Raw genomic sequence first — 24,961 nt, 5'->3', positions numbered from 1 at the left:
TCAGGCATTGCAAATAATACATCGCCCCCAGGCATCAGCCTACATGGCGGTGTTTTCGTCTTTGAGATAATGTAGACCCGTGCTCCTTACTCCGCACTTACTCTTCCAAAATTCCCACTGCGTTTCCCTCATAACTGACCAGTCGCTCCAGCTTCCGGAGTACAGCTTCAATTTCGAGAATCCCGCTTCTTCGAGTGCACATTCAGGCAGTTGATTATACCTGACCCGGAGTGCAGCAGTGTTCCTACCAGCGGAATCAGATTCATGAAAGCCAGACATTATTTTCATGTAACTTATTTCGTATATTCAAATCTCTTGGAGGAGATTCTCAAGCGCTAGATATATTTTTAATTTTACATAATTTATATACAGGAAGTGTGATGACATTGGATTTATGTATATAAGGTGATATTGATATATAGTTAATTTATGTAAAGTTTATTCACATAAATGCATTGTTGTAAATATATTTATATGTTAATGTGTATTTAAATGTTAGGTAATATTACATAATGTGATGGAGGAGATGTAATGTTTATTAACCGAACGATTAGGAAATTAGGGGTTTCAGTCGGGATTGTAGGTATGTTTACATTTGCTCTACCTTCAGTGGGCTTTAGTATGCCGCTGCAACCAACAACCATCGATAAGGTAGAAGGCGATTATTATGTAACGTCTGCCATTGAGAACATTCGCTGGGGATCACTGCCTAATCGAGATAGCTCTCCTATTATTACTGTACCATCAGGAAGCGCTGTAACATTTGATACGGTATCGCATGAGGGACTGATCGAGGATCAAGGGAGAAATCCAGTGGAGTACTTCGGCAAATATGGTATCTCGCCCGATGGCGTATTGGATGATGCGAAGGCAATTGCAGCTTCTGAGATTCAGCATGATTATGTAAAAGACGGACCTCATATTATCACTGGGCCAGTAGCGGTTGAGGGAGCGATGCCAGGAGATGTTCTTAAAGTAGAAGTCCTCTCGTTGCAAACTCGAGTACCATATGGTGTCATTTCTAACCGCCATGGTAAAGGTGCCCTACCTGACGAATTTCCAGAAAATACAGGCCCACAAGAGGGGGCTAGCGCAACAAAACCGGAATTATATAATAATGTATCTATATTTACGCCGATTGAAGAAATCAACGGCAATTGGTATGGGGTATTACCAACAAAAGCTGGCAAAAATGTACGTTTCCCCATTAACCCGTTTCTAGGTGTTATGGGGGTTGCACCGAATACCAGTGAAGTTGTGAGTTCGATTCCACCGATTGAAACAGGAGGGAATATGGATATTAATGAGTTGGGTGTTGGTGCAACTATTTATTATCCGATTCAAGTTAAAGGCGGGCTATTCTATACTGGAGATCCTCACTTTGCTCAAGGGGATGGAGAAGTAGCGTTGACTGCATTGGAAGCTTCCTTGAGGGGGACTGTTCGGTTAACGGTGTTAAAGAAAGGTGATCCATCAATCCCGCATAGTGGAGAATTCACGCAACCCTTTGCTGAAACAGAGGATTATTGGATTCCCATTGGACTGGATCCTGATTTGGATGAAGCGATGAAAGAATCAGTACGTGAATCGATTCAATTCTTATCCGATAAGCTTGATATGGATCGAAGTGTGGCTTATGCGTATCTATCGGCCGCAACGGATTATGAAGTATCTCAGGTTGTAGACCGAACGAAAGGGGTTCATGGACTCATTCGAAAGACCGATTTCCTTGAATATGTTGACGTTACAATGAATGTAGGTGGTACGTCAATCAAACCGGTTGTTCATAACGATGAGTTCTACGTACCGATTCGAACCATTTCGGAGCTATTGGGCGGCACAGTAGAATGGGATCATAAGACGCGTTCAACGCAAATCAAATTAGGCACGAAAAATATAAGTGCTCAAATTGGTTCAGATGTGTATTCCATTAACGATAAACTAGTGTTCAATAGTAAAGTACCTAAGCTTTTAAATGGCGAAACCGTAGTTCCGGTTTCTGTTATTAATGAAATACTAGGTGCTTATGTAAACTGGACGACGATCGATAAGACGTTAACAGCAAATGTATCGTTAAGTAAAAAGTAATAATCGATTTCATTATTCAACCGTGGTGGACAGATGTCCATCACGGTTTTTAGTTATCATGAATCAAAAAAAGCTGCTACCTTATGTCTACTTCTCCTAAACTCACATACTACTAACTATTGTCATTATAGGAGATTTGCATTCATTGCGTTAGATAAGCGGTTGATCTACCGTTTAATCAAATGTCAGTTGGATATCGTTGTTGACTCCGAACATAGAAAAATACATCGCCGGGGCAGATAAGCCACCTGGCGATGTATTCAACATCGATACACTGCTATACGTCTTTGTGCGCTTCCTTATTACCTATAGCCACTGCATTCTCCTCATAACTAATCCAGTCGCTCCAGCTCCCGGAATACAGCTTCACATTCGTATATCCCGCTTCTTCCAGCGCAATCACGTTCGGACAGGCGGAGACACCGGAACCGCAGTACACGATAATAGAATCATTTTTCCCCAGTTTCACGAACCGCTCCTCCAATGCATCAACACCAGACCAGCGACCATCCGCATTAAGCACGTCTTTCCAAAAATAGTTCAAAGCCCCCGGAATATGTCCGGCCTTCGCATCAATCGGTTCCTCCAGCCCTGCATAACGGCGGGCATCGCGAGAGTCGATGAGCACGGCGCTACCGCTTGCCGACGCTTGTTGCACATCCTCTACACTTGCCAGCATCTGAGGTTGTACGTTCCACTCGAACGAAGATGGAATCTGAACCGGTACATCTGTCGTAACAGGGAACTGCGCATTTTGCCAAGCGGTAAAGCCTTCATCCATCACATACACCTGTTCATGTCCCATATAACGTAGCAACCACCATAGCCGCGAGGCGTTCATGCCGCCCTGATCATCATACGCAACGATGCGAGCGTTAGAACTGATCCCAGCTTTGGCTAGGCGACTTGCGAGCGCAGCCGGATCAGGCAGGGGATGACGGCCGCCATGAGTTGATACTGGGGAGGAAAGATCCTGTTCTAGATCGAGGTACACTGCCCCTGGAATATGACCCGCTTCATATGCCTCTCTTCCGGCAGTCGGTTGACCGAGTAGGAAACGGCAATCCGCAATGACAACATCTGGTTCGTACATTCTGGCGAGCAACCAGCGCATGGATACAATATTTTTCATAACAATACACCGCCTTATAAGGATTAGATTAGTTTGTAACGCATGAGTTTCATATAGCTATAGCACTGCCCGGCTCACTTTACACAATAGTTGGTTTAGCCGGGGTGTTCCCTACAATACTGTCCTCGGTGGGAGCAAGTTGTGGCTTCGTTTTGCCATATCGAATGAAGATCCACACTCCAAATAGGATGAACACGCCGGCAGACATCTGCAGCGTACTCAGTGATTCGCCAAGCAGCATCCAGGCCAGCAGGGACGAGAAAACGGGCTCCCCAAGTACCCCCATGGACACCGTCGTTGCATTCATATATTGAAGTAGCCAGTTGAAGAGATAATGTCCAAAGATCGTTGGCACAATGGCAAGCAACAGGAAGATTCCCCACTCGGATGCCGCATAACCGCCAAAGGCATGACCCTGGATTAGATTGTAGACAGCTAGTGTACAGGCAGCGACGAAGAATACCCAGAAATTATAGGAAAAGGCGCTAAGCCCTGATCGCAAAAACTGACCTAACAGCATGTGTACCGCTACAGCAATGGTGCCGAGCAATGAGAGAATGTCCCCTTGAAGTGCGGTTCCTGCTAACTGGAAATCTCCTGCGCCAATAGCGATGGAACCGAGCAGTGCGATACCCATTCCGATAATCATCATGCGGTTCACTTTAGCTTTGAACAGCCAGATGGAGCCAGCCAAGATTAGAATTGGCTCGAGTGCTAGAATCACAGTTGAGCTCGCAACACTCGTTAGGCGCAGAGATCCCATCCAGAGTAGGAAGTGAAGAGCTAGCATGACCCCAGATGCACCTAATAATACCCATTGTCTGACGTTAAGGCGTAACATTTCATGTCTGTACTTCCAGACAAACGGAAGCATTAGCAGGTTGGTGAGGAATAACCGATACATGGCAATTACCGCAACATCCGCGGAAGACCAGCGTACAAAGATAGAAGAGAACGAAATAGCAATGATACCGACAAAGAAGAGCAGATAAATCGATCTGCCGGTATGTTTCAAGCTTGTCATGGGTGTAGCTCCTTCTTGAAGTCAAATGGCGTAAATGAAATCATTATACAGGAGAATGAATCCGCAGGAAATGCATCATGTGAAAATAGATAAGTAGATTGTAACCGAGCTTGTAACTATTCTGTCATTCTCCCAAAGGGCTTTTCTATTAATCTTCTATATAGAGACATGAAACGATATAATATACCAAGATTCGGGAAAAAATGAAATTAAGGAAGTGGCCTGGCAGTGAGAGTAGAGCAGACAGCAGGAGAGAAAGGCGCAATTACGCGTACAACAAGCCGAATGAAGACGCATAAACGTAGACGAATCCGGTATGGGAGACTTAGTGCAGCGTTGCTGATTCTTGTAATGCTGATAACCGGTTTAACATATATTTTCATTGGAATGACACACTGGATCAAAGATTACGTTGCACCCCCACCCATCACGGCCATTGAGCAACCAACGAAGCTTGGCATGATTGCAATGACTCCAGATGTGAAGGAAGAGCCTGTGAGGTTCCAAGGTCAGGTTCGCAAGCTGGCATACATAACTTTTGATGATGGACCAAGTGAACATACCGCAACACTGCTAGACATTTTGAAGCAACATGAGGCGAAGGCTACCTTCTTCATGATCGGACGACAGTTGAATCAGCACAAAGAGGTGGTCGAGCGGCTTGTAAAAGAAGGCAGCTATCCCGGTCTTCATAGTATGACGCATAACTATAATAAACTGTATAAGAGCGGTAGTTCCTCGAATTTTGTCAAGGAGTTTAAGAAGGAACAGAAGATGGTACAAGAGCTGATTGGTTTCACGCCTCATCTGATTCGCGCCCCTTATGGCAGCAGCCCGCAGATCGGAGAGAAATTCCGAGGAGACATTGCGGCAGCCGGATTCAAAATGTGGGATTGGACCACAGACTCCCTGGATTGGAATCTGCCTGGACAGCCAGATAAGATTGTAGATCGCGTCAGCAGTAGCGTACATCGGGATAAAGAAGTCATTCTTATGCATGAACGTGAACAGACCGTACAGGCATTGCCTCGTATTTTGAAAATGCTAGAAGAACGTGGTTATGAGTTCGAGGTATATGATCCGAGTGCGCATTGGATTGCTAATTTTAGCGGAGATACGCGTTTATAAGAGGTAGTTCAAGAACACGTACTGTAGGAGAACATTGGAATAGATTCGAAATAGGGCATAACAGATGCAAAAGGGAGAGAGTCGATCAGGTGTTTGGCAGAATAAAAATAATGTGGACGGCAGTCAGCATAGGGCTGATCCTGCTTCTTACCGCCTGCGGACAGCCACAGGAACCAGCGGCGAATCAGGTGAATCAATGGCTTCAGCAAGATCAGGGGATCGATGAGAGCCTGAAGGAGCTTTCTCGTCATGAGCAGGAAGACATGGAATTATATACGGAGATTCTGAGTAAAGGTAAGAACAAAAACAGCCATATTGAGGATCTATTAGACCAGGCAGCCCAGCATATTAATGAACGTCGGAAATTGCTGGACGAGGCAGATTCGGTCATGAAGCAGACGTTGGAGGAGATTGAGGGTCTTCGAACGTCTCTAGATGAATTGTCTTTTGAAAAAGAAGAAACGTTGGCTCAAGCACAGGCTGTGCTGGATCAATATCAGGTAAGAGCAGCTACGTTCGACGGATTCGTTGCGTCCTATCAGCAGAGCTTGGATGCAGAAGAACTACTGTATTCGATGATGAGAGCCGACGTTAAGCCGAACCTTGTAAAGATTAAACGAGCAATTCGAGAACGGAATGCGCAATATGTGCAAGTTGCCGAGTTCAGGAAGCAGTTCAATATCCAGACCAAAACCTTTAACAGTGCGAATGCTAAGCTTGTGGAAATGGATCAGGCAAGCTAAGCGTAATGAGGTGCTTGTCTACGAGAGTAACCTTTTGATTGAGTCTAACGTCAGTGGTGTAAGTACTAGTAAGTAGCTCAGTTAAATGTCAAGCAACATGGACAAGCATCATTGCGTATAAGCTAACGGAGGTGTTCATATGCGAAATACAATGAATATTAGTGCATCATTAGTGGTTTTAGTAATGGGGTTCTCACTCGTCGCCTGTGGCAACAGTAATCCGGCGGTGCAACCACCTACCAACAATACAGGGGAACAGACACCTGTGCCAGCACCGGAGGAGCAACCTGCAGAGGGTGATGTCATTGAAGCGGAAGGCATCCTTACAGGTTGGGCGGATCCTCATACGGTAGAGATCCGGGTGAAGGATGAACCGATGTCGTTCCAGGTAGAAGAGAGTGTTCAGCCCTTATTCGACGATATAGATGATGAGGATACGGTTCGTTTCAAGTATGTAGAGAGAACCTTTGCGGGAGATACGACGATCATACAACTTGTGGTCAAGGAAATTACGAAGGTTGAAGTAGATGACGATCGTGCGAGTACAGGTGCTAATGGTACATCGAATCGTCCCAAGACGTCTGAGTTAGAAGTGACTGTGGAAGGAATGACAGAGAAACGTCCCGTCACGCTGGCACAGGGTAATGGATATTCGTTGTATGTATTTGAACCGATGGCATTCGACGCAGATGAGAATGAATTGACGATGAAGATTGATCCTGATTATGAGGTAGAGATTGAAAAGTTGCCTTCTGACTATAATCTGGATTTCTTGAAGATGGATGCAAAAGAAGAGCTGTCAGAGACTGGAGAGGTTAAGGAATTAACCAAGAAAGAGCTTAGCACGGGATCGATGAATGATGCTCAGCTATACATGATGTCTCAGAACGATAAGAAGACAGAATATTATATTGTGAAAGAGCTGGATGGGAACGGGTTTATCTTCCGTGTGAATGCACCTATTGGTGAGCCATCCGAAGGGTTCTTGCCAATGGCATATGCGTCGTTGAACTCCATCATGAACGAAAAGGTTTCTCCTAAATAAGGATACAAACATGATAAAGCCGGAAGGGACTATGCTTAAGCGCATGGGTTCCTCCCGGCTTTTACTTTTGTTTGTTCTAAGGTCTTAGTTTTGAGCCCTTATTCTATTCATCTCAAGAATGACCTAGACATCAATATCTGATCAAGTCAAAATAGTAGCTTCTTTGCGCCCTTTAATGTCTTCGTAACGAGCGACAACTTGCCCATGAACGGGATGTGCGTCGGGAATACCCATGCGTTCGCGAATAAAGGCAGAGACGCCGTCCTCACGAATCATGTGTTGGAGCTTCATGGCTTCCTCGTCTCGTTCATAGTTGAACAACATCGCGGCTGCCATAGCGGAAGTTAAATGAGGAATGGCTATTCCGAATTCACTGGCCTGCATCGCTGGGCGAACAAGCCGGTCGTAAGGCGATAACTTGCGAAGAGGTGAGCGGCCGACCCGGGTCACCTGATCTGTCAGGTTTGGATTGGCAAAGCGTTCGAGAATGGTATCAATGTACCTGCTATGCTTCTGTGGATCGAAGCCATGTTTCTGGATGAGCATTGCTCCGGTCTCTTCCATGACATGACGAATTTTCGCACGAAGCGGTTTGTGACTCATGACCTGTCGAATGGTCTTGAATCCTTCGAGATATCCGAAGTATGCGGCAACACAGTGACCAGTGTTGACGGTAAACATTTTACGTTCAATATATGGCTCAAGAGAATCAACGTAGTTTACACCTTTAATTTTTTTGAATCCATCCAATAACGCGGGACGATGTACAACCCATTCGTAGAACGGTTCAACCGTCACCTGTAAGGGATCCTGGTGATCCTGAGCGGGTACGATCCGATCTACAGCCGCATTAGGGAAGGCAACATAGCGCTCCGCTTTCTGGCGAGTCTGTTCATCAAGTAAAGGGTAGATTCGCTTCTTAAGGCGTGTACTTCCTCCGATAGCATTCTCACAAGCGATAATATGGAGCGGAGCGGGGTTACGTTGTTGCATGCGAAGGTGAATGCCCTTGGCAATCGGTTCAGCGATATCCTCAAGTGCTGATACACCAACTGCCGTTGTTATCAGATCAGCCGAGGCAATATGCTCGGCTACTCGATCCTGTTCACCAACGTTGATGGCAGTTACGTTATTCACAATCGTTGTATCCTGATCACGATTTGCAAGTGTAATCGGATACTCTTTCCTCTTCTGGAGCATGGAGATTTGCTTCGGGTTACGTGCGACAAAGCAGACTTCGTAATCGGAAGCGGACAACATATGACCGATAAAACCGCGGCCTATATTGCCCGCACCAAAATGTACAGCTTTCATGTGTGAACTCCCCCTTTTAATCATTGAAATGAAGCAGCATTCGTTCAGACTTAAACCGTAGTGACGAGTGGCTTCGAGATCAGATCATTAAATTCGAGGTCGGTCAGGCAGGATAGCCGTTGGTGAGGCATGTCGAATTCAAGTGTCCCGGTAATGGTATTGGAGATAACGACACAGTGAATACCTGCCGCAGCAGCTGCACGCGCGCCGTTAGGTGAATCTTCAATCGCGACGGCTTCGTCTGCAGTTACTCCAAGGGCTTCAAGGGCTTGATTATATAATTCTGGATCCGGCTTCACATTGGCTACATCGTCAGCTGTACGGATTATTTCGAAATAATCCTTAAGCTTCAGTTGTTCGAGGTGTTGCTCAACCCACTCGCGCTTCGAGCTGGACGCAACGGCCAATTTCAATCCTGCTTCGCGTGCTGCATCGAGGTAGTTCTGGATACCGGGTCTGACTTGTTCTTTGTTCATCAGTGCTGCGTGATGCAACTGAACGGATTCCCTGAACGCATCCCGATCGATCGGAAGATTCAAATCTGTTATTAAGTACTCATAGGGATTAAATGTTTTTAGACTGGTACCAATGCATTGTGAATACATCTCCAGGGTCAGGTCAACACCATGTTCCTTATAGGCATCTCGAAAAGCGACATACCATGCTGTTTCTGTATCAATAATCGTTCCGTCAAAATCAAAAACCAGTGCCTTAATCATAAATTTGTTTCCTCCTGTTTCAGAATTAGATAAGTTCAACTAAAGAATGTTTACACTTGCCACTCCGATAACAGAATAACCTTCCGATCGCTGTTATCCCCAGATTTTTTGGATTCCCTTCTTCAAAGGGAAAATCCGGTGATAAAGGCGAACGCTTCGCTTCTTCACGTTATTTCTGTCCTCTCCGTTCTCGTGTAAAAAGTTTAGTTGAACCTATATCGTTTTGGGATGAAATGAAAACTTTCTGCAAATTCATTTCCTGTATCATTTAACCTGCGGCATGTTAGTTGACGCATACAACAGGTTAAAGTAATAAAATTGGAAAATAATATGCGCTGTATTGAATAAAACCGTAACATAGGACAAAGTGAAGGGTCAAGCGCGTTATGATTGTTTACATTGGGAATTTGCACATGAATGACGTGTTTTCAGAAAATAGAAAAAGTCATAAATCGTTATGCCTTTTGCATGTAAGCGGTGTACTGGAAAAACTGTATTTTCAGTTTACGTTTTTTAAACTTTTTTTATGGATTATTGAATATGACAACCGTTCAACAGGTTTCGACACTTTTATAATAGAAGAAAGGCAATTGAAATACGGCTAATTAAGTGCGGAATATTAATCTTTTTGCGCCACATTGAGGCATGTGTCAAAATGAAAGAAGTTAATCTAGGTTGGATGGTGAATGGAAGAGGAGGAATGGAAGATGCTTGATCAAGATCGCTTTAATGGAACGTTCATCGGACTTGCCGCTGGCGATGCACTCGGTACAACTGTGGAGTTCAGCCCCCCGGGAACGTTTGAACCAATGACGGATATGGTGGGTGGCGGTGTATTTGGGTTAGAGGCTGGGCAATGGACAGATGATACCTCTATGGCTCTGTGTCTGGCAGAAAGTTTGGTGCGTAGAGAAGCGTTTGACCCTGCAGATCAGATGCGAAGATATACGAACTGGTACCAAGTGGGATACATGAGCAGTACGGGAACATGCTTCGATATTGGCGGGGCGACGCGGAACGCTTTGGAACGATTTGCAGTGTCAGGGGAGCCATATAGTGGATCTACGAATCCGAATACGGCAGGCAATGGCTCCATTATGCGACTTGCTCCAGTAGCAATGGCCTATGCTAACCACCCGGAAGAAGCGGTGCGGTATGCCGAGATGAGTTCTCGAACAACACATGCCACAACCGAAAGCGTAGAAGCCTGTGGTGTGTTGGCTGCGATTCTGGTGGCTGGACTTCAGGGAGCGAGCAAAGAAACCATGCTGTCCCCAGTGACCATTCGTCAGTGGCGGGAAACGAAGACATTTTCCCCTGGCATAGAGGAAGTGGTGGAAGGGTCTTATCAGCGCAAGGAGCCACCCGAAATTCAAGGGAGTGGTTATGTCGTTCGTTCGCTTGAAGCGGCTTTGTGGGCTTTTTATAAATCTTCTACTTTTGAAGAAGGAGCACTCTTGGCGGTAAACTTAGGCGATGATGCAGATACAACTGGAGCTGTGTATGGGCAAATTGCCGGTGCATATTATGGTCTGAGTGGCATTCCAGTCCAATGGCGAGAGAAGCTGGCTATGCAAGAAACGTTAGATGAGGTAGTGAATGGGCTGTGGCATAGAGCGAATAAAAGCCAAAATCACGGGTGAGATCCTGTGATTTTGGCTTTGTTCGTGTTATATGACATACATCTGAATACCGAGAATTACTGTTCAGGATTAGAGCATGGCGGTATACTATATAAGTTGTGTTTATAGAGATGAGCAAGATTTTCATCATGTTAAACGGATAGGAGAAGAGACATCGTATGAGTAAGACAGAGAGCAAGAAGGCGCAAGCTTCGCCATCCAATCCACGAGGTGCATTTCCATTGTCCTTGCTGTGCCTCACTGTAGGTGCATTTGCGATTGGTATGACCGAATTTATCATTATGGGATTGCTGCCAAACGTGGCGACAGATCTGAATGTAAGCATTCCACAAGCAGGCCAACTTATTACGGGATATGCGCTTGGTGTAGCTGTAGGTGCACCGATATTAACGGTGTTTACACATAAAATACCGCAAAAGAGATTGCTTGTCCTATTAATGTGCATTTTCATTCTAGGCAACGCTTTGTCTGTTATAGCACCAACCTATGGGTTACTAATCTCCGCACGTATTTTGACGGCATTTGCGCATGGTACGTTTCTAGGTGTGGGGTCGATTATGGCAACGAAGCTGGTTGCTCCAGAGAGAAGGGCAGGAGCTGTATCCGTTGTGCTCGCAGGACTTACGATCGCGAATATCATTGGTGTTCCATTTGGTACATTTATCGGACAACAATTGGGGTGGCGATCATCGTTCGGTGCGATTACAATCCTAGGCATCATTTCGTTAATTGGGATCATTCGCTTTATTCCGGTTATCCCGCAAGGTGCTCCGGCGAATCTGATGCAGCAGTTTCGCAACCTGATTCGCCCGCAGGTATTATTGGTTCTGCTTGTTGGTGCGCTAGGATGTGGAAGTCTCTTTGCCGTGTTCACTTACATTACTCCAATGTTAGTGGATATTAGTGGTTTTGCGGAGCAGAATGTAACCTGGATTCTTGTACTGTTCGGCGTAGGTGTTACCCTAGGCAATATGGTAGGTGGACGTCTGGCGGATTGGAAGCTGATGCCATCACTAATAGTTAATTTCGGTATACTAGCTGTACTTCTAGCTGTACTTACGTTCACGCTAGAGAATGCTTATCTGGCGGTGTTTACGATATTTTGCTGGGGTGTCGCGGCCTTCGGTATTATGCCAGGATTGCAGATTCGCATTATGAACCTGACCCGAGAAGCGCCATTGCTTGCTACGACATCAAGTCATTCAGCCTTCAATCTGGGTAACGCCTGGGGTGCGTACTTAGGTGGCTTCGCAATTACCCATACGGGGCTGGGTTCCGTACCGCTCTACGCAGCCGTTATTGCAGCCTGTGGATTATTAGGGTTATTGATTAGTGTAGGAATGGATCGGAGAAAACGATTGATTGATAAGTCGGAAATGGTAGAAGTTGCATCGGCGAATTAAATAGGGATATCATGCAGCATACAAAACCTCTGTTCACGCATTTGAGATGTGGGATGGAGGTTTTTTTTCAGGATAATTAAGATGAAAAGTAATGATTAATCTCGAGTACGTCAGGAGAAACCAATAGTTCGCAAGCTTTTTACGTTGTATAATGAAGTGATAAATTGCTAGTGATGGAGTTGCACGTTAGACAGTAGATGTACCAACAAGACGAGACAAGACAACGAGGATTTTAATTACATAGGTTTTGCAGGAGGGGTAAGAGATGAGAAAAGATGATTTTGGAAATCGGATGAAGGGGTATGAAAATACATTCAGACAAACCCTGCCTCAGCGGCTACCGATTATTATTCGAATCGATGGATGTCACTTTCACACGTTTACACGTGGCTTGAAGAAACCATTTGATGAAGCACTGACAGGGGCTCTGTGGGAGACCAGTAAATACTTAGCGCAGAATATTATGGGGTGCAAATTAGTGTACCATCAGAGCGATGAAATATCTCTTCTGTTGACGAACTACGATAAATTAACAACGAAATCATGGTTTGAAAATAACCTGCAAAAGATGGTTTCCGTATCTGCCTCAATGGCAACTGCCAAATTTAATGAAGTGATCCGAGATTATTATCCAGACAAGCCACTTGCCACGTTTGATAGTAGGGCTTGGGTGCTCCCGCCGGATGAAGTGACCAATTATTTTCTCTGGCGCCAACAGGATGCAACGAAGAACAGCATCTCCATGGTAGCTCAAGCTAATTTTCCACATAACGAGCTACAAGGTCTAGATGGGAAAAGTCTGCAGGACAAGTTATTCCTTGAAAGAGGGATTAATTGGAATGACCTACCGATCTGGCAAAAACGTGGAGCCTGTATAACCAAGCAATTTTACAAGAAGGGTGAAGCTACGCGGAGCAAATGGGACGTGGATTTTGAAACGCCTATCTTTAGTCAGGATCGTGAATACATTAATCAATACGTTTATCTACAAAAGGATGAGTAACAGTGGAATGTATAATTTTTGTTGGGATACAGGCCTCGGGGAAATCGACATTTTATCAAGCAAACTTTTTCAAAACGCATATGCGAATCAATCTGGATATGTTGAGAACGAGACATCGTGAGCAGATTTATTTAACCGCTTCGCTTGAGGCGAAACAACCCTTTGTGATTGATAATACGAATCCCACGATCGAAGAACGAAAGAAGTATATCGATGCAGCCAAGAGGAATCGATTTAAGGTCGTTGGTTATTATTTTGAACCTGATTATGAGTTGTCTTATGCGAGGAATGAACTGAGAGAAGGAGCCGCTAAGATTCCGGAGGTTGGACTCAAAAGCACGATGAAGAATCTGCAAATGCCTACATACGCTGAAGGGTTTGATACGTTGTATCTAGTCCGTTCCGTGGATGGAAAGTTTGAGGTTGAGCAGATGTAAGTAGGTATGCAAAGGGAGCTATTCGGGCGCAGTTTTAAAGCACCTGATAAGCTCCCTTTTGGTTACAATGCAAAACCTGACTTCGAAGGTGAAGAAGTTTCTAACTCTTTTGTTTATAGAACTCATGATAAAGCTTCATGAGCGCCCTTTTCTCAATCCGCGACACATAAGAACGGGAGATGCCCAGTTCCTTGGCGATTTCACGCTGAGTCCGTTCTTCACCACCTGCTTCCAGGCCGAATCGACCAATAACGACTTCTTTCTCCCGATCATCGAGAATATCGAGATTACGATAAATTTTGCTTTTCTCAATTTTGAGTTGAACCCGATCTACGACATCATCTGCTTCTGTTCCTAGGATATCTATTAGTGTAATTTCATTGCCTTCCTTATCCGTACCGATGGGATCATGCAGGGATACGTCTTTACGTGTTTTTTTCAGGGAACGGAGATGCATCAGGATTTCATTCTCAATACAACGAGCCGCAAACGTAGCAAGCTTGGTTCCTTTTCCTTGCTGAAAGCTTTCAATAGCCTTAATCAAACCGATGGTTCCGATTGAAATCAGGTCCTCCTGATCTTCGCCGGTATTATCAAATTTCTTAACGATATGTGCGACGAGGCGCAAATTGTGTTCGATCAACAGATTTCGAGAATGGGCATTGCCTTCAGCCATGAGGCGTAAATGTTTGGCTTCGTCATCCTCAGCGAGTGGCTGAGGGAATGCATTATTTTTGACATACGAGACGAGCAACGTCAACTCTTTGATGAATAGGGCAATTGCAGTAAACAATCCGGGCACAGATGACACCTCCTGCAGTTTTACAACGATCTGGCCTGAGCACATAAGGGAACAGGGTCGATTTATTGTATGTAGGCTGTTGCCCAGAAGTGCACGTACACGTGAAAAAGGGTTTGAATCTCCAAGCAATCTTTGATATCTCTGCAGAAGGGATTCGACAGTCTTAAAAAATAATCAATCAGGGATTGTATTCTGCGCAGATTATTATATGATGGGGTATAACTATTTTAGCAACTTAGAGAGCATGAGCAGAAAGAGAGTGGTTGAGTACGATGCAAGAAGAAACATTAACGCGGGGGTTAAAAAATAGGCATGTGCAACTGATGGCCATTGGGGGAGCTATTGGTACGGGGCTGTTCTTAGGGGCAGGCAAAACCATTCAATTGGCTGGGCCGTCAATCCTACTTGCCTACATCATAACAGGAATCGTGCTGTTCCTGATCATGCGTGCATTAGGAGAATTGTTGTTAAGTAATTTGAACTATCATTCGTTTGTGGATTTTGTACGTGATTATCTTGGCGAGATGGCGGCTTTTGTTACCGGATGGACTTACTGGTTCTGCTGGATATCGATTGCGATGGCAGACGTTACAGCGGTTGGGCTATACACACAATTTTGGTTTCCGAACATCCCTCAATGGATGCCGGGCTTAATTGCACTGGTCCTTCTGTTGATTATGAATTTGGCTACAGTCAAATGGTTTGGAGAAATGGAGTTCTGGTTTGCTTTAATTAAAGTGATTGCCATTGTGGCGCTGATTGTCATTGGGCTCTTCATGATTGTCAAAGGATTCTCTACGGATTTAGGCCCAGCAAGCTTCACAAATATCTGGAGTCATGGTGGACTATTCCCACATGGGTTACATGGGTTCTTGCTATCGTTCCAGATGGTTGTCTTCGCCTTTGTCGGTATTGAACTTGTAGGTCTAACAGCTGGGGAGACAGAGAATCCAGAGAAAGTCATTCCTAAGGCCATTAACCAGATTCCGATTCGCGTATTGTTATTCTACGTAGGCGCTTTGCTGATCATTATGAGCATCTATCCTTGGAACGCTATCGTGCCGAGTGAGAGTCCATTTGTGCAAGTATTCGCTGCTGTCGGTATCGCAACAGCCGCAGGGATTGTAAACTTTGTCGTGCTTACGTCGGCGGCTTCAGCATGTAACAGTGCTATTTTTAGTACAAGTCGCATGGTATTTTCGATGGCGAAGGATCGCAATGCACCGTCTACATTTGCACGTGTTAATCGGAGAAAGGTACCGTCCAATGCGCTGTTTTTCTCGACGTTAATCATTCTGCTTGCGATTATATTGAATTATGTCATGCCTGAGGGTGTGTTTGTTCTAATTACGAGTGTGTCGACCGTTTGCTTTATTTTTGTGTGGGGCATCACCGTGATCAGTCACCTGAAATATCGCCGTACTCAGCCGGAACTTGCTAAGCGTGCGAAATTTAGATTACCGTTATATCCTTTCTCGAATTACATCATTCTCACTTTCCTGGTCTTTGTTCTGGTGATCCTCGGATTCGCAGAAGATACCCGGGTAGCGTTGTTTGTAACGCCGGTGTGGTTCATTCTGCTGGTGGGCGTATATCTTATGCAAAAGAGAAGACGTGGTGTGATTAAGAGCTGATTGGTAGAATAGGGCGTAACGTTAAGCAGTAATGTATTAAGAAGCGAAGCAATAAGCAAAAAAAGTGAAAATCAATAAAAGTAAAAAAGCCAAAAGTAAGCTGGAGTAAATAAAGAGTTGTCTCAAAAGTCGTTCATATGACTTGGGGCAACTTTTTTTGTTGAGTGCTAACCTCCATCCCTAACGAACTCAGTAGGCCTTATTGGCGGGAAAATTGCATTCCTGAAAAGATAACGAATCGCTGACACGCTAATACGCCTTTTGAGAGCGGAAATTGGATCCATTCTGTGATATTGCGTCATATAACGATTCTCACATTCCTTACTATTTCCATTCCTCGTGATCCGATCAAATAAGGTCTCTCAGATTCGTTAAAATCGACGGTGTATGCAGAGGAGATCGTTGATGAATATACTTTATCTGCTCGTTGCACGATTCGTTTGTTCTCAAATTACACTACATTATGTAATCCTTTTCAGACACGTATTACGTAGTAAAATCCCAAAGAAAAAAGAGCAGTGAGATTAACATCTCCTGCTCTTGTCATATAGCATTGCGTTGTCCAGCATATTAACTGATTAAATTCATTTCATAATTTAGCTATTTCAATCAAGATGAACATGCTTGTCATTGAATTGGGTTTTCATTCATTTGCTGCTGCATCTTTTCGATGCCATCAAGAATTTGATGCCCATAACCCCAGAACTGACCAAAATCAGTGACATAGATTTGTTTGTTCTTGATCGCATTCATACTTTGTAAGGCAGGGTTAGCATACAGATTCTGAATCAGTTTGTCGATATCCGGGGAACCGGTATACGCAGACAACAGCAGATAGTCTGGGTTAGCTGTGATCAATTGCTCTACACTTACTTCGCCCTGTACGCCATCGAACGTATTTTTCAATTTCAGCAGGCTGAGTGCATCCAGTTGATATGTATCATTTTGCATGCTGCTTACTGTAATGGAATCTTCTGAAGCAGGTACGATGTAAGCAAATGTATGCTCAGGCTGATCTGCAACACTTGCCTTGATCGCTTCAGCACGAGCTTTCAGGCTCTCAGTGAATGATTTGGCATTTTCCTGTACATCGAAGATCTGTCCAAGCTGTGCAATATCACTATAGAGGCTGTCCAATGTGCCTTTATGGTTCGTCGTTTGCAGGAATGTACGGATATTCATGTCGTTCAGTCCATCCACGGTACCCACGCCCCAGTCAGCATCTGCGAACAGGTCACCGCGACCCAACACGATGTCTGGGCTTGCGCCCACAACGAGCTCTTTACCTACATAGTTTTCGGATAGGACTGGAATTTTAGCGAAATCATCAGCAACATCTGGAGTTACTGAGCCATACAATGCAGCAACACCGACCATTTTGTCTGTTAGACCGAGCTTGATTAACATCTCAGCTACAGATTGTGTGTTGGCTACAACGCGCTCAGGTGCTTTTTCAAACGTCTGGGATTTCGGTTTCCATTCTCCGCCTTCACCGGAGATACTGAAGTTTTCGATCGTTAGTGGATAGGTTGTTTTATTGGTATCTCCAGCGGTAGTGGTTGATTCTGAGGTGCTGGTTGTATTTTCTCCTGATGCGGTGGTTTGCTCCGTATTGGAGGTTGTGGCATTGGAACAAGCAGCGAGAAGAAGTAGCATAAGACTTAGACAAGTGATGAGTACTTTTCTGGATGTAAATTTCATAATGAGAGAGAGCTCCTTTTCTGTAATGTAAATTGACAAAGATAATCATTCTCAATTATAATCCGAGAAAATACTTTGTAAATAGCTAAATTCTTTTTATTTTATTTTCGAAGGAAATGATGGGGGACAAGATGGCACAGACAGTTCAGCTTCAGACACCGCGTGTGGGGAAAAAAGAATCTCTTATTCACAGTAAATCTGGCTTTACATTATTAATCGCGCTTCTAATTGGTGTGATGGTTATTTCTGTTGGCGTTGCCGTATCCATTGGGCAGGTAAATATCCCACTTGCTGATTCCTATCGCATTCTTATATACAAATTAACAGGATTCCAAATCGGTCAAGCTCCGATCGAGGCAGGATCATTTACCGATATTATCTGGCAGATTCGTTTTCCACGTGTTCTGATGGCGATGTTTATTGGTGCGGGTCTCGCGATGTGTGGTGCAGTTATGCAGGCAGCTGTACAGAACCCGTTGGCGGATCCATACATACTAGGCATATCCTCGGGAGCTTCACTCGGAGCAACGTTTGCGATCTTAATCGGATTCGGTGCCATTAGTTGGTTAGGTCAGACGGGAGTGGCCTTCTGGGCATTTGCTGGAGCCATGGGAGCTTCCTTGTTGGTGCTGACGTTAGCAGGCATACGGGGCAAGATGACCTCAGTCAAGCTAGTGCTTGCTGGGATGGTTATTAATGCGCTGTGTACAGCCTTTTCTAATTTTATTATCTATTTTGCTAACAATGCTGAGGGGATCAAAACGGTAACGTTCTGGACGATGGGCAGTCTCGCGGCCTCGGGATGGAATAAGCTACCTTTGATCGGCATCGTGGTGATTGTGTCAATTGTGTTCTTCCTATTGCAATCTCGTGTGCTGAACACCATGTTACTGGGTGATGAAGCAGCAGTTACGCTTGGCATTAACTTGAGTGTGTACCGTAGGCTCTATATGTTATTAACGGCGCTGGTGACAGGCGTTATGGTGGCGAGCTGTGGCATGATTGGTTTTGTCGGACTCATTATCCCACATATCGTTAGAGGTCTGGTCGGTTCAGACCATCGCAAAGTCATGCCTGTATCCGTGCTCTTTGGTGCGATCTTCCTGATCTGGACAGACGTTATTGCAAGATCTCTGATATCCAGTGTAGAACTACCAATCGGGATCATTACAGCGATGATAGGTGCACCGATGTTTATGTATATGTTAGTCAAAAAAGGCTACGGTTTTGGAGGAAACTAACCATGGAACTGAATGTAGAGAACGTATCCATCACGGTGCAGAACACAGATATTATTCGTAATATTTCTTTGCAGGTAAAAGAAAAGCAGTTCGTTGGCTTGATCGGACCTAACGGTTGTGGCAAATCCACACTGCTCAAGAGCATCTATAAGGTCATTAAGCCCCAGCAGGGCAATGTATTTTTGGATCATACAGATATATTGAAGTCCAGTCCCAAAGTCGTGGCTCGGCATATGGGTGTAGTGGGTCAGTTTAACGAGTTAAGCTTCGATTTTACGGTGCGTGAGATGGTCATGATGGGACGTACCCCACATAAGAAGTTACTGGAGACAGATAATGGACGGGATCTTGAAATTGTAGAGCAGGCTTTGGAAAAGGTACATCTAACCGGACACGCAGACCGTAACTATATTTCGTTGTCCGGCGGGGAGAAGCAGCGTGTTGTTTTGGCTCGTGTGTTGGCTCAGCAACCCGAATTTCTGATATTGGACGAGCCTACCAATCATCTGGATATTAAATATCAGCTACAGATTCTCAATATCGTGAAAAGCCTCGATATCGGAATTCTGGCTGCGCTGCACGATCTTGAACTTGCCGCTTCGTATTGTGATCATCTCTACGTTGTGAAGCAGGGACAGATTGTGGTTCATGGTAAACCTGCCGATATATTAACCCGTGAGATGATTGGTGAAGTGTTTGAGGTAGATTGTGAAATCTACCAAAATCCCGTAACAGGAGGGCTTGGGATCGCTTATCTAAGCACGCGGTAAGCTCAAGAGGATAGATCATATTCATTCAAGTGTGACTATTAGACCATACATTACACAAGGAGTGAACTTATGAAGGTCAATCAGCTAACACCCGTAGCACAGACGATTACGAATCGCAGGACAATCAGGCAATTCAAGAGTACTCCCGTTCCTCAGGAGCTGTTGCTGTCGTTGTTAAATACAGCTAACTGGGCACCTAATCATGGCTTGCGTGAGCCTTGGCGTTATATTCAATTTTCGGGGGATTCCCGTCATTTATTTACAGAAGCAGTACTGGATGCCCTGTCAGCCGACGACCGTCGTAGATATGAAGAGTCACGTAGAGCCGAGTATGCGATTATTCCGCTGCACTTAATTGTGGTCATGAAGGAAGACCCTCGTCCCAAACAATGGATTGAGGATTTTGGCGCAGTATGTAGCTGGATACAGAGTTTTCAGTTGGCTGCGTGGGAGCAGGGACTTGGGGTTGTGTGGAAAACGAATGCGTACCAATTCTCTCCTAATTTCCGTGAGATGGCAGGGGTGCAGCCGGGTGAACGCATCGTAGGTGTACTGCACATTGGTTATCCCGAAGTCATTCCTCAGCCACGTCCGCGAACTGCTGCAGAAGATAAACTAACAATATTTAATTAGGGCGTGTCTCAAAACTCGCTGAAGTGCATCTTTTACCGCCTTTTCGCCCCCTGCTGCGTCACTTTCCCTTGACGTGCCCCGGCACGCCTGCGGAAAACTTTCTTGCTTGGAACGAAAATTCGTCAAAATCTGCTTCCTTCGGAGTTTTCAGACACACCCCTAGCTGGAGCCCTATGGCTTCGGCTTTTTTTCTGTTTATTAATTTTGAACGATACGGAGAAGAATGGAATGAACATAACAGCAAAAACCGTCCCGATTGCAATGTGGCGTTGCCTTGCTGGAATGGTCTATTTGGTCAGACTAGATGAGTCAGCGTAGCATGGGATCAACCGACTGTTGATGCTCACCATGACGAACTTCTTGGAAAATATCACTGGAATTATCCTGCTCTACTTTGGTATTCTGACCCTGAAGCAATACCTCTAAATCTCCAATCGTGACTGGACGCGCATGTCTTTTCAATACATAGCCCAATTGACCGTTTGGTTCTACAGTTGCCGTTTCCAGGTCTTCCACACTAGAGATGCCACTTTGGCGCAGATGCATCTCTAACTGATCCACGGTATAACGCATCTTTTTCAGATTGGGCACAATGATTTTGCCGTCTTCAACGACAATTTTGGAGCTACCACTCATCAGCCGTTCGAAAAAATTGAATTTCAACTGAAGCACCTCTACAACCAGTAAAGTCGCAATAAAAACAGTTGCTGATCCAATGGCTTTACCAAGCTCATGATTCGCAATAGGCTGTACAATCGTTGTTCCGATTGAGATCATAATGACCGTGGTTGCAACACTCATCTGTGAGATGGACTTACGTCCCGCAATGCGCAATAAAAGCATACCCACCAGAACAAGTAAGATCGATTTCCATATCCAATCCATGTACTTCGATCTCCTTTCTACTACAAGTCTTTTCCATCATTAGGATTAGCGTGTTCTGGACAAGGGGAATTTATACAAAAGGGAAAATACAAATCTACAATGTTCAACATGTTCTTTTTACTTGAATACCCGTTGCCTCATTCCCACTTCCTTATCGTTTGGGCACTAACCTCTAATAACTTGGATCCTGTTGTACAGTTCATTGCCTGGGAAATTTGAAGTTCAAACTGTTAGTGGAGATGGATTGTTATTTATTATAAACAGAAAAATCTAGTGTTCGTTAATGCGATCATGATAGGAATATGGCTTCATTTGTGAATAGACTTTGGAGAGTGATTGTATGTTTAGAATTATTTTGGAGACAGATGAGGGTAAGCAACTGGAGGAAATGCATGAGGAGAATAATGTAAACTATTTACCGCGAGAAGAAGAAGGTTTCTTCATTTTAGGCGAACTCTCAGTGCATAGTTATGATGTGTTCTCGTGCAAAGATATGGATCAATTGCAGTTGGAGCTTGAAAGATTAAGGAAAATACTTATACATCAGGATGATATAACTCACATAAATGAATTAATCGTGTTATCCGAAAAATGCAAATCAATTACAGGAAGTAGACTAATATTTACACCTTTTTAAATTTAAATGTTCTTTTCTAAAAGAAGATAATGTAACTTTGTCTGAAGTTCAGAACTACCAACAAAAAGAATGATTAGATAATTAGCATGAAAGGAGATGCCATATTAATATGCATTACGAAGATATCCGCAAATTACCTGATCATTGTGCTGCAGACTTTTTACATACGCTGTTCCATGACGCACTTCAACATTTTGAGAACGGTACAAACGATAAGCAAGAGTTCTTACTGATTCTTAGCGAGCTAACTGATCGACAAGCGATGACGTATGAGTTACTAGAAAAGGAACTACGAGATAATATAGACCAGGTGCTTCGAAAGCTGTGGAATACGGACTCCTATGATGAGGTAGACATCATGCTATCCCTAATAGTGAATCTAGGGTTAGAAGAATGCTTTGCACAAGTGCAAAATTCTTTACATCAGGATAATAAGCTAGACCCAGCCATTCGTAGTGAAATCGAAGAAACCATTGCAGAGGTTGGGGAACATATTGCCAATCCCCTTCATTCGTTAGAGAGATATAGGTAATAGGTCTTTGCATCCGCTATGCGATAAATAAGATATAAGCTGGATGGTTGAAGTATACATCATATGTTAACCTTTCTGTAAACACAATCTGACGGATCGATCCAATTATTAAGAGAGTTACACAATTGATGTAGAAGGAATTATTCAAAGGAGATCCATATGGAGAAGAACTACCCTAAGTATGTTACAGGACATGCAGTAAAGAGCCTGTGCAGTAAATTGAATCTTAAAGCACAGGGTGAATTTACACAGGACTGGGAGTATGAGGTTGCGGATGCTTCTAGGATAACTGAATTTCTGGATGCGTATGAACAATACCCATGGGATGTTGAAGAAAAGTTCGCGCTTATGATCATTATGATTGAATCTTGTAACGATGCTCTTGTGGAAGGAACGTGCAATCCAGAGATAATCAATGTACTGAAGCATCATCTCATTCTTGATGCGGACATTCACTACAATACGCTACGTTACTGGGCGCTATTAGACGAACCTGAATTGGACAACTGCTTCGCAATAACTCCCATTATAAGAGAGATCATATAATTACTTTTCTATGAACTATCATTAACTTTCAATCCACCCTGTAGTTCGTATACAATAGGGTATTGAACGTAAGCGAATAAGGGAGCGGGTAACGATGGCCAAATCTAAATATTATGTTGTCTGGGAAGGCAAACAGCCAGGTGTATATAGTACGTGGGCAGAATGCAAGGCACAGACAGATCAATATACTGGGGCTAAATATAAGTCATATGAATCCAAAGCTGCGGCAGAAGAAGCATACCGTGCAGGTTGGAAAGGCAATTGGGGCACTGGTGCTAAGGGTTCATCCAAGACGAAGGCAGGAAGCAGTGGACGTAGTGCTGGCATGGAAACTTCAGAAGAAGTCGATTATGACAGCATTTCGGTTGACGTAGGTACACGAGGTAATCCAGGGCCGGTCGAGTATAAGGGGGTTGATACCCGTACAGGTGAGATCATCTTCTCGGTTGGCCCAATCTCGAAAGGCACCAATAATCTTGGAGAATTTCTGGCGATTGTACATGCACTGGCTCATCTTAAGAAAGAGGGCAGTAATAAGACGGTGTACACCGACTCAGTCAATGCGATGAAATGGTTGAAGCAAAAGGCGGTATCGACCACATTGCCGCGAGATTCTTCGACTGAAGAAATTTGGCTGATGATTGACCGTGCAGAGCAATGGCTGCGAACCAACACATACAGCAATAAAGTACTGAAATGGCAGACTAAACAATGGGGCGAAATTAAGGCGGATTATGGCCGAAAATAACCTACTGATGCGCTCTCTAATCATGATATTCCTTGTCTATTAGAAACGATATTTACAATTTCCAATTTCCATTCTATAATCAGTCAATATGATAAGTTGCACATATGGAGGAGCCTGCCGTCTGCAGGCCCTCTTTATCTTTTTGGGTCGTTATTTTTACGGTTTATATGAAACAAATATGATGAAAATGGGTTATTTGAGTACACATTGCAGGAGGCAGACATGAGTTCCATTTACAGAAGTGAAGAAGGTAAGAGTTGTATTCTTGAGGAATACGAGGCATATGTAGATCAGTTGGGTGAAGGTATTACGCGTGAGTATGTTGAGACACGTTTTGGACAGACACATGTGTTATTGACTGGTCCTAAGGATGGCAAGCCGTTATTTATTCTCCAAGGCATGAATTGTGTGAATCCGATGACGCTGTCATGGTTCTCTTCCTTATTTAAGGATTACAGAATTATCGCACCGGATACGATTGGTCACCCAGGTTACAGTGAGGATACCCGAATCTCAGCGAGGTTTGATAGCTTGGCGATGTGGGTTACGGATCTGCTAGATCACTATGAGATTGATCAAAGTGCCTTTATCGGGCCTTCCTTTGGCGGCGGAATTATTCTGAGACTGGCGACGTATATCCCGGATCGAATTGCGTGCTCCGTTCTAGTTGCACCAGCGGGACTGATTGCTCGTTCCAAAATGAAAGTGGCTCAGGACTTCATGCTTCCGATTGTGACTTACCGAATGACTTCTTCACCAAATTCACTGCAAAAAATTGCAGACACCATGTCTTGTAACTGTATGAAGGAAGTAGATAAGAACATCATCGGCAAAATTTTCAAACATGTAAGTCTAGAACAGGATATGCCGAAGCTGACTGACCAAGAAGAATTGGTGAACTATACTGCTCCAACCCTGCTCTTGGCAGGTGAGAAGGATATCTTTTTCCCAGGAGATAAGTTGATTGAGAGAGCACGAAAGATTATCCCGAATGTAAGAACCGTGAAGTACGATACAGGACATTATCCATCCCAGGATGTGCTGGTTCAGATGAACGAGGAGATCAACCTGTTTTTACAAGAGAATTATTAAAGATTATATAAATGGTATAGAACATATAAACAGATGTATTTACATTTTTTCTTCAAATGCA

24 protein-coding genes are annotated in these 24,961 nt (G+C 44.1%); 17 read left to right on the top strand and 7 right to left on the bottom strand.

Going from position 1 to position 24,961, the window contains the following annotated elements:
* Positions 1 to 531: 531 nt before the first annotated feature.
* Positions 532 to 2,088 carry an acetamidase/formamidase family protein gene (locus tag MH215_RS03805; protein WP_239288247.1) on the top strand — a complete coding sequence of 519 codons (1,557 nt, stop codon included), beginning with the start codon at positions 532 to 534 and terminating at the stop codon, positions 2,086 to 2,088.
* Positions 2,089 to 2,365: 277 nt separating this feature from the next.
* On the opposite strand, the gene MH215_RS03800 is transcribed toward MH215_RS03805, so the two are convergent.
* The gene (locus tag MH215_RS03800) at positions 2,366 to 3,220 is read right to left on the bottom strand and encodes a sulfurtransferase (RefSeq protein WP_239288245.1); all 855 of its coding nucleotides are present in this window, start codon (positions 3,218 to 3,220) and stop codon (positions 2,366 to 2,368) included.
* Between the two features lie 79 nt (positions 3,221 to 3,299).
* Positions 3,300 to 4,244, bottom strand: a complete 945-nt coding sequence (locus tag MH215_RS03795; protein ID WP_239288243.1) for a DMT family transporter — start codon at positions 4,242 to 4,244, stop codon at positions 3,300 to 3,302.
* Between the two features lie 228 nt (positions 4,245 to 4,472).
* Here MH215_RS03795 and MH215_RS03790 point away from each other — a divergent pair, with 228 nt between their 5' ends.
* From MH215_RS03790 to MH215_RS03780, 3 genes are all read left to right on the top strand, one after another.
* Positions 4,473 to 5,372 carry a polysaccharide deacetylase family protein gene (locus tag MH215_RS03790; protein WP_239288241.1) on the top strand — a complete coding sequence of 300 codons (900 nt, stop codon included), beginning with the start codon at positions 4,473 to 4,475 and terminating at the stop codon, positions 5,370 to 5,372.
* Positions 5,373 to 5,461: 89 nt separating this feature from the next.
* Positions 5,462 to 6,115 carry a YkyA family protein gene (locus tag MH215_RS03785; RefSeq protein ID WP_239288239.1) on the top strand — a complete coding sequence of 218 codons (654 nt, stop codon included), beginning with the start codon at positions 5,462 to 5,464 and terminating at the stop codon, positions 6,113 to 6,115.
* A 139-nt stretch (positions 6,116 to 6,254) separates the two neighbouring features.
* Entirely contained in the window at positions 6,255 to 7,160 is a 906-nt protein-coding gene (locus MH215_RS03780; RefSeq protein WP_239288238.1) for a hypothetical protein, read from the top strand.
* Positions 7,161 to 7,301: 141 nt separating this feature from the next.
* On the opposite strand, the gene MH215_RS03775 is transcribed toward MH215_RS03780, so the two are convergent.
* Both MH215_RS03775 and MH215_RS03770 read right to left on the bottom strand, forming a co-directional pair.
* A complete protein-coding gene (locus tag MH215_RS03775; protein WP_239288236.1) occupies positions 7,302 to 8,474 on the bottom strand; it encodes a mannitol-1-phosphate 5-dehydrogenase in 1,173 nt (390 codons plus the stop codon).
* Positions 8,475 to 8,524: 50 nt separating this feature from the next.
* Positions 8,525 to 9,193 carry an HAD family hydrolase gene (locus tag MH215_RS03770; RefSeq protein ID WP_239288234.1) on the bottom strand — a complete coding sequence of 223 codons (669 nt, stop codon included), beginning with the start codon at positions 9,191 to 9,193 and terminating at the stop codon, positions 8,525 to 8,527.
* Between the two features lie 707 nt (positions 9,194 to 9,900).
* Here MH215_RS03770 and MH215_RS03765 point away from each other — a divergent pair.
* The 4 genes from MH215_RS03765 (at position 9,901) to MH215_RS03750 (ending at position 13,679) form a co-directional block, all read left to right on the top strand.
* Positions 9,901 to 10,836 carry an ADP-ribosylglycohydrolase family protein gene (locus MH215_RS03765; RefSeq protein ID WP_239288232.1) on the top strand — a complete coding sequence of 312 codons (936 nt, stop codon included), beginning with the start codon at positions 9,901 to 9,903 and terminating at the stop codon, positions 10,834 to 10,836.
* A gap of 158 nt (positions 10,837 to 10,994) precedes the next feature.
* The gene (locus MH215_RS03760) at positions 10,995 to 12,239 is read left to right on the top strand and encodes an MFS transporter (protein WP_056695701.1); all 1,245 of its coding nucleotides are present in this window, start codon (positions 10,995 to 10,997) and stop codon (positions 12,237 to 12,239) included.
* 265 nt (positions 12,240 to 12,504) lie between these two features.
* Entirely contained in the window at positions 12,505 to 13,242 is a 738-nt protein-coding gene (locus MH215_RS03755; RefSeq protein ID WP_239288231.1) for a tRNA(His) guanylyltransferase Thg1 family protein, read from the top strand.
* Between the two features lie 2 nt (positions 13,243 to 13,244).
* A complete protein-coding gene (locus tag MH215_RS03750) occupies positions 13,245 to 13,679 on the top strand; it encodes an AAA family ATPase (RefSeq protein ID WP_239288230.1) in 435 nt (144 codons plus the stop codon).
* A gap of 100 nt (positions 13,680 to 13,779) precedes the next feature.
* On the opposite strand, the gene sigK is transcribed toward MH215_RS03750, so the two are convergent.
* Positions 13,780 to 14,481, bottom strand: a complete 702-nt coding sequence (sigK, locus tag MH215_RS03745) for an RNA polymerase sporulation sigma factor SigK (protein WP_056695710.1) — start codon at positions 14,479 to 14,481, stop codon at positions 13,780 to 13,782.
* Positions 14,482 to 14,753: 272 nt separating this feature from the next.
* Between sigK and MH215_RS03740 the strand changes: the two genes are divergently transcribed.
* Positions 14,754 to 16,115 (top strand): amino acid permease, encoded by a 1,362-nt coding sequence (locus tag MH215_RS03740; RefSeq protein ID WP_239288673.1) that lies wholly within the window; start codon positions 14,754 to 14,756, stop codon positions 16,113 to 16,115.
* 627 nt (positions 16,116 to 16,742) lie between these two features.
* On the opposite strand, the gene MH215_RS03735 is transcribed toward MH215_RS03740, so the two are convergent.
* Complete coding sequence (locus MH215_RS03735) at positions 16,743 to 17,816, bottom strand: ABC transporter substrate-binding protein (RefSeq protein ID WP_239288229.1); 1,074 nt, start codon at positions 17,814 to 17,816, stop codon at positions 16,743 to 16,745.
* Between the two features lie 131 nt (positions 17,817 to 17,947).
* On the opposite strand from MH215_RS03735, the gene MH215_RS03730 reads away from it, so the two are divergent.
* The 3 genes from MH215_RS03730 (at position 17,948) to MH215_RS03720 (ending at position 20,460) form a co-directional block, all read left to right on the top strand.
* The gene (locus MH215_RS03730; protein ID WP_239288225.1) at positions 17,948 to 19,057 is read left to right on the top strand and encodes a FecCD family ABC transporter permease; all 1,110 of its coding nucleotides are present in this window, start codon (positions 17,948 to 17,950) and stop codon (positions 19,055 to 19,057) included.
* 2 nt (positions 19,058 to 19,059) lie between these two features.
* On the top strand, positions 19,060 to 19,827 hold the full coding sequence (locus MH215_RS03725) for an ABC transporter ATP-binding protein (protein ID WP_239288223.1): 768 nt from the start codon (positions 19,060 to 19,062) through the stop codon (positions 19,825 to 19,827).
* 69 nt (positions 19,828 to 19,896) lie between these two features.
* Entirely contained in the window at positions 19,897 to 20,460 is a 564-nt protein-coding gene (locus MH215_RS03720) for a nitroreductase family protein (protein ID WP_239288222.1), read from the top strand.
* A 309-nt stretch (positions 20,461 to 20,769) separates the two neighbouring features.
* Here MH215_RS03720 and MH215_RS03715 read toward each other — a convergent pair whose 3' ends face one another.
* Positions 20,770 to 21,345: a DUF421 domain-containing protein gene (locus tag MH215_RS03715; protein ID WP_239288220.1), complete on the bottom strand. Its 576-nt coding sequence runs from the start codon at positions 21,343 to 21,345 to the stop codon at positions 20,770 to 20,772.
* Between the two features lie 340 nt (positions 21,346 to 21,685).
* On the opposite strand from MH215_RS03715, the gene MH215_RS03710 reads away from it, so the two are divergent.
* The 5 genes from MH215_RS03710 (at position 21,686) to MH215_RS03690 (ending at position 24,900) form a co-directional block, all read left to right on the top strand.
* On the top strand, positions 21,686 to 21,982 hold the full coding sequence (locus MH215_RS03710) for a hypothetical protein (RefSeq protein WP_239288219.1): 297 nt from the start codon (positions 21,686 to 21,688) through the stop codon (positions 21,980 to 21,982).
* Positions 21,983 to 22,091: 109 nt separating this feature from the next.
* Positions 22,092 to 22,514: a hypothetical protein gene (locus MH215_RS03705; protein WP_239288218.1), complete on the top strand. Its 423-nt coding sequence runs from the start codon at positions 22,092 to 22,094 to the stop codon at positions 22,512 to 22,514.
* Between the two features lie 159 nt (positions 22,515 to 22,673).
* Entirely contained in the window at positions 22,674 to 23,060 is a 387-nt protein-coding gene (locus MH215_RS03700; RefSeq protein ID WP_239288217.1) for a hypothetical protein, read from the top strand.
* 94 nt (positions 23,061 to 23,154) lie between these two features.
* Positions 23,155 to 23,808, top strand: coding sequence for a ribonuclease H (gene rnhA, locus MH215_RS03695; protein ID WP_239288216.1), 654 nt, complete (start codon positions 23,155 to 23,157; stop codon positions 23,806 to 23,808).
* A gap of 222 nt (positions 23,809 to 24,030) precedes the next feature.
* Positions 24,031 to 24,900: an alpha/beta fold hydrolase gene (locus MH215_RS03690; protein ID WP_239288215.1), complete on the top strand. Its 870-nt coding sequence runs from the start codon at positions 24,031 to 24,033 to the stop codon at positions 24,898 to 24,900.
* Positions 24,901 to 24,961 lie beyond the last annotated feature (61 nt).

Source organism: Paenibacillus sp. ACRSA (assembly GCF_022346845.1).
Lineage (GTDB): Bacteria > Bacillota > Bacilli > Paenibacillales > Paenibacillaceae > Paenibacillus.
Note: the sequence above shows the minus strand (reverse complement) of the source record. Positions and strands in the feature narration are given on the sequence as shown.